This is a genomic window from Streptomyces sp. 8K308 (assembly GCF_004348315.1).
In the GTDB taxonomy this organism is placed as follows: Bacteria; Actinomycetota; Actinomycetes; order Streptomycetales; family Streptomycetaceae; genus Streptomyces.
On sequence record NZ_SMKC01000171.1, the window covers coordinates 1 to 14400 of the forward strand.

Consider the following 14400-nt stretch of genomic DNA (forward strand, 5'->3'; position numbering starts at 1 on the left):
GGGCGGGGATCAGATCCCGCGCGCAGCGCGGCGGCGGTGCCCCGCGCCAGCCGGGGAAGGGCGAGTGGGTGGGGGAAACAACCTCGCGCGAAGCGCCGCCGCGGCGGCGCCCCCGGCGGGCTCGCCACCCCGCGTGCCGGATCGCGCGCGCGTCAGCCTGTTTACCGCGCTGACGTGCCCCGTTTGCACACATGGCGCGAGAATGGAGGCATGAGTCAGGAAACCCGCGCCGCCCTCGTCCCGCAGCCCGCCGCGCCGGCACCGACCGTCGAGTCGGAGACCGAGCTCCCGGCGGACCGGTTCCTCGACCGCGAGCGCAGCTGGCTCGCGTTCAACGAACGGGTGCTCGACCTCGCCGAGGACCCCCGCACGCCGTTGCTCGAACGGGCGAACTTCCTTAGCATCTTCGCCAGCAACCTCGACGAGTTCTTCATGGTCCGGGTCGCCGGCCTGAAGCGCCGCATCGCGACCGGCGTCGCCACCCGCTCCCTCACCGGGCGGGCCCCGCGTGACGTGCTGGATTCGATCTGGGCGAGCACCCGCGAGCTGATGAGCCGGCACGCCGCCTGCTACCAGAAGACCGTGGCCCCGCAGCTCGCCGAGGCCGGGATCCACCTGGTGCGGTGGCAGGACCTGACCGAGCAGGAGCAGACCCGGCTCTTCTCCCTCTTCCGCAAGAAGATCTTCCCGGTCCTCACCCCGCTCGCCGTCGACCCGGCGCACCCCTTCCCCTATATATCGGGGCTCTCGCTCAACCTCGCCGTCGTGGTCCGCAACCCGTCGAGCGGGAACGAGCACTTCGCGCGCGTGAAGGTGCCGCCGCTGCTCGACCGGTTCCTGGAGGCGTCGCCGCAGCGCTTCGTGCCGGTCGAGGACGTGATCGCGGCGCACCTGGAGGAGCTATTCCGCGGCATGGAGGTGCTGGCGCACCACGTGTTCCGGGTCACCCGCAACGAGGACCTGGAGGTCGAGGAGGACGACGCCGAGAACCTGCTCCAGGCGCTGGAGAAGGAGCTGCTGCGGCGCCGCTTCGGCCCGCCCGTGCGGCTTGAGGTCGAGGACACCATCGACCCGAGGGTGCTCGACCGGCTGGTGCGCGAGCTGAAGATCAGCCGCGAGGAGGTCGTCTCGCTGCCCAGCCCCCTCGACCTCACCGGGCTCAGCGCGATAGCGGCGCTCGACCGGCCCGATCTGAAGTACCCCAAGTTCGTCGCCGGCACCCACCGTGACCTGGCCGAGGTCGAGTCCGCCCAGGCGGCCGACATCTTCGGCGCGCTCCGCCAGCGGGACGTGCTGCTGCACCACCCGTACGACAGCTTCTCCACCTCGGTGCAGACGTTCCTCGAGCAGGCGGCGGCCGACCCGGACGTGCTGGCGATCAAGCAGACCCTCTACCGCACCTCGGGCGACTCGCCGATCGTGGACGCCCTGATCGACGCCGCCGAGTCGGGCAAGCAGGTGCTGGTGCTGGTGGAGATCAAGGCCAGGTTCGACGAGCACGCCAACATCAAGTGGGCGAGGAAGCTCGAGCAGGCCGGCTGCCACGTCGTCTACGGCCTCGTCGGCCTCAAGACGCACTGCAAGCTGTCGCTCGTGGTGCGGCAGGAGGGCGACGAGCTGCGCCGCTACTCGCACGTCGGCACCGGCAACTACCACCCCAAGACGGCCAGGCTCTACGAGGACCTGGGGCTGCTGACGGCCGACCCGGAGGTGGGCGCCGACCTGTCCGACCTGTTCAACCGGCTCTCCGGCTACTCGCGGCGGGACAACTACCGCCGGCTGCTGGTCGCCCCGCGCTCGCTGCGCGGCGGCCTGGTCTCCCGGATCCGCCGCGAGGTCGAGAACCACCGTTCCGGCCGGCCGGCCTGGGTGCGGATCAAGGTCAACTCGATCGTCGACGAGACCGTGATCGACGCCCTCTACCGCGCCTCGCAGGCCGGCGTCCCGGTGGACGTGTGGGTGCGCGGCATCTGCTCGCTGCGGCCCGGGGTGCCCGGGCTCTCGGAGAACATCAGGGTCCGCAGCGTCCTCGGCCGCTTCCTCGAGCACTCCCGGATCTACGCCTTCGCCGGCGGCGGGGAGAACGAGGTGTGGCTCGGCAGCGCCGACCTGATGCACCGCAACCTGGACCGGCGGATCGAGACGCTGGTGCGGGTCAGCGACCCGGGCCACCGCTCGGCGCTGACCCGGCTGCTGTCCACCGGCACCTCGGACGCGTCCGAGTCCTGGCACCTGGACCGGGACGGCAACTGGACGCGGCACGCGTTCGACGACGAGGGACAGCCCCTGCGCAACGTTCAGGAGACGCTGATCGAGGGCCGCAGGAAGCGCCGTGGGAACGGCGGCTGACGGCGGGCAGGACCGGCCGGTGCTCGCGGCCGGCTGCGTGGTGTGGCGGCCGGCCCCGGGCGACGGCGTCGAGCTGCTGCTCGTGCACCGGCCGCGCTACGACGACTGGTCGCACCCCAAGGGCAAGCTGCACCCGGGCGAGTCGGCCCGGGCCGCCGCGCTGCGCGAGGTCCGGGAGGAGACGGGCCTCGACTGCCGGCTCGGCGCCCCGCTTTCCACCGCCCGCTACCTCGCGAAGGGCCGGCCCAAGGAGGTCAGCTACTGGGCGGCGCAGGCGGTCGGTGGCCGCTTCGAGCCGAACGACGAGGTCGACCGGGTGCTGTGGCTCCCGCCGACCGGGGCCCGCGCCCGCCTGAGCCACGAGCCCGACCGGCTGCTGCTCGACGAGGCGCTGCCGCACATGACCGCGCCATAGGCCGCCGGCCTGTGCCAGAGGGAGAGTGGTCTTTCACTCACGGAGTGTCAGTGTCGTGTGCCATCATCTTCGGCGAAGCGATGTGATGCGCATCTCATACTGTCCCCCCGGGGGAGGCGGCCATGGCGGGCGAGCGGGAGTACGCGCCCATCCCGGGCTGGGTCGGCGGAGACGCCAACGCGGCCTATCTGGACAAGACACTGCGGTACGGCGATCTCGACACCGCCTTCGACGAGCGGGTCAGCTGGCGCACCCTCCTCCAGATGTGGGCCAGAGCGGCGCTCGTCGGCCTGACGGTGTTCGTGCTGATCGCCGCCCTGGTGCTGTTGGGCGGCGGCTACGAGAGTCTGGGCGCCGTCGCCGGCCTCGCCTCCCTCGTGTACCTCGTCGTGCTGGTGTTCAGCAGGACCAGCGAGCCGATCGCCGAGTGGCGGGTGCTGCTGATCGACCGCGAGGACCGCGCCCACGACGTCTACAACCAGATCAGCGGCACCCTGCGGCGGCGCCGCAGCCCCCTCAGGGTCGTGCCGCACCGGCTGCGGATGCCCGGCCAGAACACGGTCAACGAGCGGCTGCTGCTGACCGAGGGCGCGTACCAGGCGTACGTGTCGGTCTTCCCCTACGGCTCGAGCCTCTACCTGGGGTGGACGATGTGGCGCTCCCGGCGCGGCTACCAGCTGATCGGCCACTTCCTCACCGACCTGGCGCGCAGCTTCGCCGGGCACAACAGCGACGAGGAGGTGGTGATGCGCTCCGAGCGGCCCCGGGCCATGCGGGAGGCCGTCCACATCGCCTGCCGCGAGGGGCTTTTCGTCGCCCTGGAGAACCGCTCGGTGGCGGACGCCTTCGGCTTCCCGACCGGCCTGCCGCCCGTGCTCGACAGCCTGCTGCCGAGCGGCACCACGGCGGTCGCGGCGCACTCGGTGCCGCGGCCCGCGCCGCCGGTCACGCCGGCCGCGCCGCCGGTCACGCCGGCCGCGCCGCCGGTCACGCCGGCCGCGCCGCCGGTCACGCCGGCCGCGCCGCCGGTCACGCCGGCCGCGCCGCCGGTCACGCCGGCCGCGCCGCCGGTAGCGCCGGCCGCCCCGCCGCCCACCGTCATCCCGCCGCAGCCGACGCAGGCCCCGCCGGGCGCGGGGGCGTGAGGCCGTGGCCTACCGGGGCGACATCCTGACCGCGCCCTCGGAGATGGGGGCCTGGGGCTGGGTCGGCTGCCGGCTGCGGCCGGCCGACCTGCCGGGTCCCCCCGAGGCCGCGCCGCTGCTGGAGCGGGCCTGGCTCGCCGAGCGCGCCGCGCCGCTGCCGGTGCGGATGGAGCTGCGCTTCGAGTCCGGCGGCCGGCCAGGCGAGCCGCTGACCGCGACGCTGCTCGGGCAGGTGCACAGCGCGGACGCGGCCGCGGCGCCCGGCGCCGCCGGCAGCCTCGGCGAGCGGCTGCTCGACCTGCCGAGCCACGTGGTGGCCGAGCCGCTGGACGCCTCAGGGCTGCGTGCCGCGCTCGCGCCCGAGCCCCTGGCGGCGGCCGTCCAGCGGTACGGCGGGGCCGCGGCGGCGGTCGCGGCCGGCGGGCTCGGCCTGGTGGAGATCCGCCGGCTGCCGGCGAGCGCGCCCATGACCAGGCCGGACAGCGCGTCGCCGATCGGCGTGGCCTTCGAGCCGCTGGCCGCCCAGCCGGCGTCCTGGGAGCCGGTGTGGACCGAGCTGGCCGCGCGGGACCGGCCGACCGTGCTCGGCGTCTGCCTCGAGCCCTATCCGATATCCCCGGCGTTCGCCGCCGCGCTGCGCCAGCTGCACGACGACTACGAGCGGCTCACCCATCCCCTCAGGGCCAACCCCCTCTTCGGCCGGGACCTGCCGCCCGAGCCGTTCGCCCGCCGGGCCGTGCCGCTCTACCGGGCGGCCCTCGCCCGGTACACGCACCGCGCCTTCCGCGCCAGGATCTCGCTGGCCGCCGCGGGCCCGCCGCCCCTGGAGCTCGCCGGGCTCGTCGCGCGGACCATGAGCCGGACACCGGGCGCCCTCGCCGCCCGCGAGCCGGTTCCCGCCGAGCTCGACGCGGCCTGGGCCGACCTCGCGGGCCTCGGCAGGACCTGGCTCGAGGCGACCTACCGGCTCGGCGTGCCCCGGCCCCTCAGCCAGCTGGAGCGGGTGCTGAGCGATCTGCTCGACCCGGACGAGGCGACGGCGGTGTTCCGGCTGCCGGCCGAGGCGCCCGAGGGGCCGCGCCGCTTCGCCACCGCTCGCCCGGGCGGCGGGGCGTGGGCACCGGCCGCGCCCGGCCCGCCGGCCGGTGCCGACCCCGGCCGGCCCGACGACTTCTGACCGCCGTTTTCGATCACGGGGAGGGGACGGGAATGACCGACTCCAGGGTGACCATCGAGCTGGCCGACGAGGCGGACGATCCGGCCGACGAACTGTTGCGCGGGTTGGCCGCCGATCTCGCCGCCCACGAGGACCTCAGCGGGGCGGTGCGTGGCGTGCCGCGGCCGCCGGTGCCGGGCGAGCAGGGCGCGGTGACGGCCGCCGTCGAGGTGCTGAACGCGGCGGGGCCCTACGCGTCCGCGCTGGTCGGCGCGGTCTTCGGCTGGCTGACCGAGCGGGCCCTCACCCGGCGGGTCCGGCTGCGGGTGCGGCGCGCCGACGGCGCGGAGACCAGGGTCGACGCGCCCACGGCCGCCGAGGCCGAGCGGCTGCTGCGGTTCCTCGGCGAAGGCCAGGGATGACGGACGCAGGCTGGCCGCCGCTGGTCCCTGACGCCGCACGCGCGCACCTGGTCGTGGCTGGCTGCGCGGGCTTCCGCCACCTGCCGGCGCTGCCGCGGGCCGGGGCCGACGTCGCGGCGCTGACGGCGGCGCTCACCGGCCCCGGCGGCCTCTTCGCCCCCGAGCTGGCCAGGACCGTGACCGATCCGCGGCGTCCGGCCGACGTGCTGCGGCTGCTCGAGGTGGGCCCGAAGCCCGATGTCCTGGCGTTCTGCTACACCGGCCACGGCCTCAAGGCCAGGCACGGTCGGCTGGTGCTGGCCCTGACCGACTCGGTGGACGAGGAGCGGCAGGCGGCCGCCACCGGTCTGCCCGTCGAGCACGTCCTCGACGCCCTGCGGGAGTCCGGGGCCAGGCACGCGGTGGCGATCCTCGACTGCTGCTACGCGGAGCGGGTCTTCGACGCGGCCGGCGCGGAGAACGTCCACCTGCTGGTCGCCGCCGGCCGCACCGAGCGCGCCTGGTCGCCGCCGGGCGCGGCGCACAGCAGGTTCTCGGCGGCGCTGCTCGGCGTGCTGTCCGAGGGCGTTCCCGAGGGGCCAGAGCTGCTCGACCTGGCGACGATCTTCCGCCGGCTCTCGGTGCTGCTCGCGCCGCTCGACTCCGAGCCGCGCCCGCCGGAGGCGCCGCACCAGAGCTGGCCGTACCCGCGCCAGCGGGCGGTCAACGCCAGCGGCGACCTCGCCCTCGCCCGCAACCCGGCGTTCGGCACCGGCCGCACCGCGGCCGGCCTCGCGGCCCGGGCCAGGTTCGCGTCCCGGGTCGGCCGGGCCGGCCGCGAGGGCCGGCCGCTGGTCGCCAGGCGGGAGCGGCTGGCCCAGGCCGAGCGGCTGTTCGCGGCGATAGCGCGCGACGCGGCTGAGGCCCTGCCGTTCGGCGACCGCCTCCGCTTCCGTATCCACCACGCGCACGCCTCGGCGGTGGGCGAGGGCGGCGACCCGGTGGCGGCCCGCCGCCTCCTCGACGCCCTCCTGAAGGACTGGTCTCCCCTCGCCGCCCCGGACGATCCCTGGCTGCGGGCCGCCCGCGCCAGCCACGACCACTGGTCGGCGGCCGCCCGCGGTTAGCCGGCGCCGGCAGGATCCTGAGGGCGGGCGGTCGCCGTTCCCGCCAGCGGTCCGGCGAGCGGCGCCACGGCCGGCCAGGGGACGGTCAGCTCGCCCTGCCGGTGCCGCCGCGCCTGGTCGGCGACCGGCCAGTCGGCGGCCAGCAGGGCGACGGCGCGCAGCCAGCGTTGGCGCGGCCCGAAGGCCGCGTAGGGCGCGGCCGAGGCCCAGGCCCGGTCGAGGTCGCGCAGCAGCGCGTGGATCGGCTCGCCCGGCACGTTGCGGTGGATCAGCGCCTTGGGCAGCCGCTCGGCGAGCTCCGAGGGGGTGGTGAGGGAGCCGAGCCGGGCGGCGAGCGTCAGCGTGCGCGGCCCGGCGGCGTCGAGCGCGACCCACGCGTGCCGGCGGCCTATCTCGTCGCAGGTGCCCTCGACCAGCAGCCCGTCGGGCGCGAGGCGCCCGCACAGCCGGGCCCAGGCGGCCGGCACCTCGTCCTCGGCGTACTGCCGCAGCACGTTGGCCGCCCTGATCAGCAGCGGTCGGCGGCCGTCGGGCAGCGGCAGCTCGAAGCCACCGCGCACGAAGTCGAGCCCGGGGCCCGCGTAGGGCAGCGCGGCGGCCACCCTGGCCTCGTCGATCTCGACGCCGAACAGCCGCACGTCGGCCCGCACCCGGCGCAGCCGCTCAAGCAGCTCGACGGCCGTCCAGGGCGCCGCCCCGTAGCCGAGGTCCACGGCCGCGGGCGGGGCGGCCGAGTGGCGCAGCGCGGGGCCGAGCGCGGCGGCGATCCACCGGTCCATGCGGCGCAGCCGGTTCGGGTTGGTGGTGCCGCGTGTGACATTCCCCTCTGGCCTTCCCCCGGGACCCTGCCGCATGCGGTCGAGGGTAACGGTTCCGCACAATGGGAACAGGAGCTTCCGGGGCTGGGTTGCACACCCAGGTCCCTTCCCCAAGCGACGAGCAGGAGCCGCTGTGCCACACGTTCGCCGGGTCGCGATGTTCAGCGTGCACACCTCGCCGCTCGACCAGCCGGGCACCGGCGACGCGGGCGGCATGAACGTCTACATCGTGGAGCTGTCGCGGCAGCTGGCGGCGCTCGGCATCGAGGTGGAGGTGTTCACCCGTGCGACGACCGGCGGGCTTCCGCCCACCGTCGAGCTGGCGCCGGGCGTGCGGGTGCGGCACGTGGAGGCCGGCCCCTACGAGGGGCTCAGCAAGGAGGAGCTGCCGGCGCAGCTGTGCGCCTTCACGCACGGCGTGATACAGATCTGGGCCGAGCAGCCGCCCGGCTACTTCGACCTGGTGCACTCGCACTACTGGCTCTCCGGGCACGTCGGCTGGCTGGCCGCCGAGCGCTGGGGGGTGCCGCTGGTGCACACGATGCACACCATGGCGAAGGTGAAGAACGCGGCGCTCGCCACCGGCGACACGCCGGAGCCGGCGGCCCGGGTCATCGGCGAGACGCAGATCGTGCAGGCCGCCGACCGGCTGATCGCCAACACCGCGGGCGAGGCCGCCGAGCTGGTCGAACACTACGACGCCGACCCGATGCGCACCGCCGTCGTCCACCCCGGGGTCAACCTGGCGACCTTCAGCCCCGGGGACGGAAGGGCAGCCGCCAGGGAGCGGCTCGGGCTGCCGCCCGACGCGCTGATCCCGCTGTTCGCCGGCCGCATCCAGCCGCTGAAGGGCCCTGACATCCTGCTGCAGGCCGTCCGCGAGCTGGTCGACGAGCAGCCGGTGCTGCGCCGCCGCCTGCTGGTGCCGGTGGTCGGCGGGCCGAGCGGCACCGGACTGGCCCGGCCCGAGCGGATGCGGAAGCTGGCGGCCAGGCTGGGCATCGGCGACCTCGTGCGGTTCAGGCCGCCGGTCTCGCAGCCCGAGCTCGCCGACTGGTACCGGGCGGCCGACGTGCTGGTGATGCCGTCCTACAGCGAGTCGTTCGGCCTGGTCGCCGTCGAGGCGCAGGCGTGCGGGACGCCGGTGGTGGCGGCGGCGGTCGGAGGTCTGCCCGTGGTCGTGCGGGACGGCGCCACCGGCTACCTGATCGAGGGACACGACCCGGTGGAGTACGCGGCGGCGCTGCGCCGCTTCGCCGACCCCGCGCACGCCGGCCGGCTCGGCGCCGAGGCCGCCCGGCACGCCCGCCGCTTCGGCTGGGAGGCCACGGCGGTCGGCACCCTCGAGGTCTACCGGGCGGCCGCGCAGGCCAGGCTGTTCCGGGCCGGCCGCGGGCTACGATCGGCGCATGGCTGACGGCATCGAGGGCGCGGCACGGGCGTTGGAGGCGGCGCTGCGGGAGAGCGGCGCCGAGTGGGAGAGTCCGGCGTCCGGCAGGTACGTCGTCACGCTGCCCGGCACCCGCAAGCTGTCCACCACGTGCTCGCTGGTGGTCGGCCGGCACAGCCTCTCGCTGAACGCCTTCGTGATCCGGCGCCCCGACGAGAACGCGGCCGCCGTGCACCGCTGGCTACTGGAGCGCAACACCCGGCTCTACGGTGTCGCCTACGCGGTGGACGCGATGGGCGACGTCTACCTGGTGGGCCGGTTGCCGCTGGCCGCGATCACCCCCGAGGAGGTCGACCGGTTGCTCGGCACCGTCCTCGAACAGGCGGACGGCTCGTTCAACACCCTGCTCGAGCTCGGCTTCGCCACCGCGATCCGCAAGGAGTACGCCTGGCGCACGGCCCGCGGCGAGTCAACCCGCAACCTCGACGCGTTCGCGCACCTCACCAGGCCGGATCAGGACTCCTGACGCCGGCCGGCCGGGAGCCGTTGCTCGGCCCAGATGACCTTGCCCTCCGGCGTGTAGCGGGTGCCCCAGCGCTCCGCGTACTGCGCCACCAGGAACAGGCCGCGCCCGCCCTCGTCGGTGGCCGTGGCGTTCCGCAGGTGCGGCGAGGTGCTGCTGGCGTCCGACACCTCGCAGATCAGCGTCCGGTCCCGCAACACCCGCACCCGCACGGGGCCCGTCGCGTGCCGGATGGCGTTGGTGATCAGCTCGGTCAGGATCAGCTCGGTGATGAACGCCATCTCGCTCAGCCGCCACTCGGCGAGCCTGTCGCTGACGGCGGCCCGGATCGGCGCGACGGCCGACGCCGTCGTCGGCACGTCCCATACCGCGACCTGGTCGGGGGAGAGCACCCGGGTGCGGGCGACGAGCAGCGCCACGTCGTCGCCCGGGCGGGGCGGAAGGAGCTCGTCGAGCACCGCGTCGCACATCTCCTCCGGGCCCTCGTCCCGCCGGGCGGAGCCGGACAGCGCGTCGGCCAGCAGCCCGAGGCCGCGGTCGATGTCCCGCTGCCTGGCCTCTACCAGGCCGTCGGTGTACAGGACCAGGGCGCTGCCCTCGGGCAGCCGCAGCTCGGCGGTCTCGAACGGCATGCCGCCGACCCCGAGCGGCGGCTGGGCCGGCAGCTCGGGGAAGGACACCGAGTGGTCGGGTAGGACAAGCGCCGGCGGCAGGTGCCCGGCGCGGGCCATGGTGACCACGCCCTCCACCGGGTCGTAGATCGCGTACAGGCAAGTGGCGCCCGTGATGGTGCCGGTGGCGCCGTCCATCGCGTCCTCGTCGCGGTCCACCCGGTCGGCGAGCTCGTCCAGGTGACTGAGCAGCTCGTCGGGCGCCAGGTCGAGGGCCGCGAAGTTGTGCACGGCGGTGCGCAGCCGGCCCATGGTGGCCGCGGCGTGCAGGCCGTGGCCCACCACGTCGCCGACGACCAGCGCGACCCGGGCGCCGGAGAGCGGGATGATGTCGAAGAAGTCGCCGCCCACCGCCTCGGCCGGCCGGTAGCGGTAGGCGGCGCGCACCGCGTTCTGCTCGGGCAGCTCGCGCGGCAGCAGGCTGCGCTGCAGGGTGGCGGCCATCTCGTGCTCGCGCGCGTAGCGGCGGGCGTTGTCCACGCAGACGGCGGTGCGCGCGGCCAGCTCCTCGGCGAGCGAGCGGTCCTGCTCGTCGAACGGCTCGCCCTCCCGGGACCGCCAGAAGTTGGCCACGCCGAGCACCACCCCGCGCGCCTGGAGCGGGGTGGAGATCAGCGAGTGCAGGCCGAGGTCGAGCAGCCGTCTGGCGTGCTCCTCGTCGCCGGCCCGCCACCAGTCGGTGCCGCGCAGGTCGGTCTCCAGCTGGGCCCGGCCGCCGCGCAGCCCCAGCACCTCGGCCGTGTCAGGGCGAAGCGCGAGGGCCCGGCCCGAGGGGTAGAGGGGGTGTTCCGCGGTGATCCCGCCGGCCGCGACCCGCCGGATCCTGATCTCGACGCCCGGCTGCTCCTCGCCGCGCAGCACGGTGTCGGCCAGGTCGACGCTGGCGTAGTCGGCGAACTCCGGCACCGCGACCTCGACCAGCTCCTCGGCGGTCCTGGTGATGTCCAGGGTGGTGCCGATGCGGACGCTGGCCGCGTAGAGCAGGCCGAGCCTGCGCTGGGCCGTCTCGGCGCGGCCGGAGAGCGCCCGGATCTCGGTGGTGTCGCGCAGCGTGGCCACCACGGCCGGCGGGCCGCCGTGCCCCGCGGTGTGGCGCAGGTTGACGGCGAGCAGCCGGCCGCCGGCCGGGTGCACGGCGTCGGTGACGTCCTCCTCGCCGCTGAGCAGCTCCACGGTGGCCTGGTCGAGGCCGAGGTCGTCGATGCGCCTGCCGGTCGTGTCGGCCGGCAGGTCGAGCAGCCGCCGCGCCTCCTCGTTGACCAGCAGCGGACGGCAGTTCTCGTCCAGGATCAGCACGCCCTCGCGGACCGAGTGCAGAACCGCGTCGTGTAGCTCGTACAGTCGGGTGATCTCGCTGGGGCCGAGTCCCCGGGTCTGCCGCAGCAGCCGCCGGCTGACGAGCGCGGCGCCGCCGACGGCCAGGGCGAGCGCGATCCCGCCGGCGCCGAGGAGCAGCGGCAGCTCGTTGGCGACCATCAGGTTGATCTTCCGCAGCGTCTCGCCGGACGCCACCATGGCGATCACCTGGCCGTCCGCGTCCCGCACGGGCACCACGGCGCGCTCCGAGGGGCCGAGCGTGCCGGTGGCCTGCTCCCGCACCACCTGTCCCTCGGCGGCCGGCTCGAAGGTGCCGATGAAGCGCTTGCCGATCTGGTCGGGGTTGGGGTGCGTGAAGCGGATGCCGTCCCGGTCCATCACCACGATGAAGTCGACGCCCGTCGCCTTCCTGGCCGCCTCGGCGCTCGGCTGGAGCTCGGCCGTCGGGTCGTCCGAGCGCAGGGCGCGCACGGTACCCGGCGAGTTGGCGAAGGTCTGGGCCACCGCGAGGGCCCGCTCGGCGGCCGTCGTCCGCTTCTCCTGATGGCTCTGGAGCACGAGGACACTCACCCCGGCGGCGACCAGCAGCAGCGTGATCACCACCTGGAGGATGAACATCTGGCCGACGACGCTCCGCAGGCGCAGGCCAGAGCGAAATGCCCTCATTCCTCCACTTTGCACCGGAGGTGATCCCGGGGGCGATCCGCTGCCGCGCGGGTGTGCCGTCTACTCTCGGCCTCATGGCCGACGCACCGTACAAGCTGATCCTGCTCCGCCACGGCGAGAGCGAGTGGAACGCCAAGAACCTGTTCACCGGCTGGGTGGACGTCAACCTGAACGAGAAGGGCGAGAAGGAGGCGGTCCGCGGCGGTGAGCTGCTGAAGGAGTCCGGCCTGCTCCCCGACGTGCTGCACACCTCCACCCTCAAGCGGGCCATCCGCACCGCCAACCTGGCGCTCGACGCCGCCGACCGGGCCTGGATCCCCGTCCGGCGCTCCTGGCGGCTCAACGAGCGGCACTACGGCGCCCTGCAGGGCAAGGACAAGGCCGCCACCCTCGCCGAGTTCGGCGAGGAGCAGTTCATGAAGTGGCGCCGCTCCTACGACACCCCGCCGCCGGAGCTCGCGGACGGCGCCGAGTGGTCGCAGAGCGACGACCCGCGGTACGCGACCATCCCCAGCGAGCTGCGGCCGCGCACCGAGTGCCTGAAGGACGTCGTCGTCCGGATGCTGCCCTACTGGTACGACGGCATCGTTCCCGACCTCCTCACCGGCCGCACCGTGCTCGTCACCGCGCACGGCAACAGCCTGCGCGCCCTGGTCAAGCACCTGGACGGCATCTCGGACGCGGACATCGTGGGCCTCAACATCCCCACCGGCATCCCGCTCCTCTACGACCTCGACGCCGACTTCCGCCCCGCCACCCCCGGCGGCCGCTACCTGGACCCGGAGGCCGCCAGGGCCGCCATCGAGGCCGTCAAGAACCAGGGCAAGAAGTAGGGCAAGAAGTAGGGCGAGCGGCAGCTCCTCCCGTCGCGTGGGCGGCCGGCCGGATATTCACCCGGTCGGCGCTCCTCGAGCCCTTAACCTCGTACACATGACCGCAGTGCCGATGAACGAGGGGGCGGCGGGGCGCGACGGGTGGGAGCAGCGGTGGCTGCTGCCCGGGGAGCTGCTCGCCGAAGGTGCCCGGTCGCGTCCGCGTCGCACCGGCCGGGACTGGGCGGTCGACGGGCTCTTCTTCGCCCTGTCGGCCGCCGCCTGGCTGCTGCTCCTGATCGACCTGCCGAGCCGGTACTACCTGCCCGGCTGGATGGTGGCCGTCGATCCCTGGCTCGGCGCCTTCGCCTGCCTGGCGCTCTGGTGGCGCCGGGAGCACCCGCTGGCCGTCGGCCTCGCCCTCATCCCCGTCACCGCGTTGTCCAGCTGCGGCTTCGGCGCGGTCACCTTCGGCATCCTCAACCTCGGACTGCGGCTGCCGCTGCGCACCGCGCTGCTGGTGCTCGTGGGGCACTTCGTCGCCGTGACGCCCTACCTCGTCGAGTACGCCATCCCCCACGAGGGCGGCTACATGGCTCTCTCGTTCATGGTCGCCTACTACCTGTTCTTCTTCGCCTGGGGCGCGAGCGTGCGGCTGCGCCGCCAGCTGGTGCTGCGGCTGCGCGCCGACGCCAGGCGCGAGCGGGCCGAGCACACCAGGCGCCTGGTCGACGCGCGCCGCACCGAGCGGGAGGCCATAGCGCGCGAGATGCACGACGTGCTCGCGCACCGCATCTCGCTCCTCTCGGTGCACGCCGGCGCGCTCGCCTACCGCACGGACGCCTCGGCGGGCGGCGCCAAGCCGCTCAGCGACGCGGAGATAGGCGACAGCGCCCGCGTCATCAGGGACACCGCGCACCAGGCGCTCGAGGAGCTGCGCGAGGTGCTGACGGTGCTGCGCGGGCGGGGCCGGGGCGAGGAAGGGCCGCAGCCGGGCGTGGCCGACATCGGCGGGCTCGTCACCGAGGCCGAGCGGGCCGGCCAGCGCGTCGTCTACACCCGCGACCTGGACGCGGGCGCGGCGGCGAAGCTGAGAGCGACCGTGCAGCGCACGGCCTACCGGGTGGTCCAGGAGGGTCTGACCAACGCGCGTAAACACGCGCCGGGCGTGCCGGTCCAGGTGGCCGTCGGCGGCGCGCCGGGGCAGGGCCTCACGGTCGCGGTGCGGAACGCGCTGCCGGCGCGCCCCTCGCCCGCCGGGATCCCGGGCGCGGGCGCCGGCCTCGCCGGCCTTGAGGAGCGCGCGGCGCTCGAGGGCGGCGCGCTGTGGCACGGGCCGAACGCCTCGGGCACGGAGTTCGAACTGGTGGCGGAGCTGCCCTGGGGTCCCACCCCCCTCGGGCGGGACCCCAGTAACTCCAAGGATCAGCCGCAGTTGCCCCCGCACTGACACGCGGACCCCGACTGGCAGCCACAGCTGCAGCCGGAACCGCAACCGCAACCACCGAGCAACGGCAGCGGCCGACGCTCCCCGGGCGGCGTCACGGGAGCGGGCAGGGGTGTCGCTTCCATGGACCCTCCTCAGATCATCCTCCCCCCATGGACGGCCG

Annotated in this window: 12 protein-coding genes; 10 read left to right on the forward strand and 2 right to left on the reverse strand. The window is 74.8% G+C overall.

What is annotated here, in order from left to right:
• Positions 1-36 precede the first annotated feature (36 nt).
• From E1265_RS21990 to E1265_RS22015, 6 genes are all read left to right on the forward strand, one after another.
• Complete coding sequence (locus E1265_RS21990) at positions 37-2349, forward strand: RNA degradosome polyphosphate kinase (protein WP_243741005.1); 2313 nt, start codon at positions 37-39, stop codon at positions 2347-2349.
• Positions 2333-2764, forward strand: coding sequence for an NUDIX hydrolase (locus E1265_RS21995; RefSeq protein ID WP_132932547.1), 432 nt, complete (start codon positions 2333-2335; stop codon positions 2762-2764). Before E1265_RS21990 ends, E1265_RS21995 begins: the two co-directional genes overlap by 17 nt.
• A 122-nt stretch (positions 2765-2886) precedes the next feature.
• A complete protein-coding gene (locus tag E1265_RS38180; RefSeq protein ID WP_207931164.1) occupies positions 2887-3909 on the forward strand; it encodes a hypothetical protein in 1023 nt (340 codons plus the stop codon).
• A 4-nt stretch (positions 3910-3913) separates the two neighbouring features.
• Entirely contained in the window at positions 3914-5086 is a 1173-nt protein-coding gene (locus E1265_RS22005; RefSeq protein WP_132932549.1) for a hypothetical protein, read from the forward strand.
• A 32-nt stretch (positions 5087-5118) separates the two neighbouring features.
• Positions 5119-5487, forward strand: coding sequence for a hypothetical protein (locus E1265_RS22010; RefSeq protein ID WP_132932551.1), 369 nt, complete (start codon positions 5119-5121; stop codon positions 5485-5487).
• Complete coding sequence (locus E1265_RS22015) at positions 5484-6593, forward strand: caspase family protein (protein WP_132932553.1); 1110 nt, start codon at positions 5484-5486, stop codon at positions 6591-6593. The genes E1265_RS22010 and E1265_RS22015 overlap by 4 nt, the downstream gene beginning before the upstream one ends.
• Here E1265_RS22015 and E1265_RS22020 read toward each other — a convergent pair.
• A complete protein-coding gene (locus tag E1265_RS22020; RefSeq protein WP_132932555.1) occupies positions 6590-7447 on the reverse strand; it encodes a class I SAM-dependent methyltransferase in 858 nt (285 codons plus the stop codon). The genes E1265_RS22015 and E1265_RS22020 overlap by 4 nt on opposite strands.
• 121 nt (positions 7448-7568) lie before the next feature.
• On the opposite strand from E1265_RS22020, the gene mshA reads away from it, so the two are divergent.
• Positions 7569-8828 (forward strand): D-inositol-3-phosphate glycosyltransferase, encoded by a 1260-nt coding sequence (gene mshA / locus E1265_RS22025; RefSeq protein WP_207931165.1) that lies wholly within the window; start codon positions 7569-7571, stop codon positions 8826-8828.
• Positions 8821-9327 carry a YbjN domain-containing protein gene (locus E1265_RS22030; RefSeq protein ID WP_132932559.1) on the forward strand — a complete coding sequence of 169 codons (507 nt, stop codon included), beginning with the start codon at positions 8821-8823 and terminating at the stop codon, positions 9325-9327. Before mshA ends, E1265_RS22030 begins: the two co-directional genes overlap by 8 nt.
• Here E1265_RS22030 and E1265_RS22035 read toward each other — a convergent pair.
• Positions 9315-11978, reverse strand: a complete 2664-nt coding sequence (locus E1265_RS22035; protein WP_132932561.1) for a SpoIIE family protein phosphatase — start codon at positions 11976-11978, stop codon at positions 9315-9317. The two genes, E1265_RS22030 and E1265_RS22035, sit on opposite strands and share 13 nt — an antisense overlap.
• A gap of 74 nt (positions 11979-12052) precedes the next feature.
• On the opposite strand from E1265_RS22035, the gene E1265_RS22040 reads away from it, so the two are divergent.
• Together E1265_RS22040 and E1265_RS22045 are read left to right on the forward strand one after the other, a co-directional pair.
• Positions 12053-12811, forward strand: a complete 759-nt coding sequence (locus E1265_RS22040; RefSeq protein ID WP_132932563.1) for a phosphoglyceromutase — start codon at positions 12053-12055, stop codon at positions 12809-12811.
• A gap of 97 nt (positions 12812-12908) precedes the next feature.
• Positions 12909-14240, forward strand: coding sequence for a histidine kinase (locus E1265_RS22045; RefSeq protein WP_243741004.1), 1332 nt, complete (start codon positions 12909-12911; stop codon positions 14238-14240).
• Positions 14241-14400: the final 160 nt, after the last annotated feature.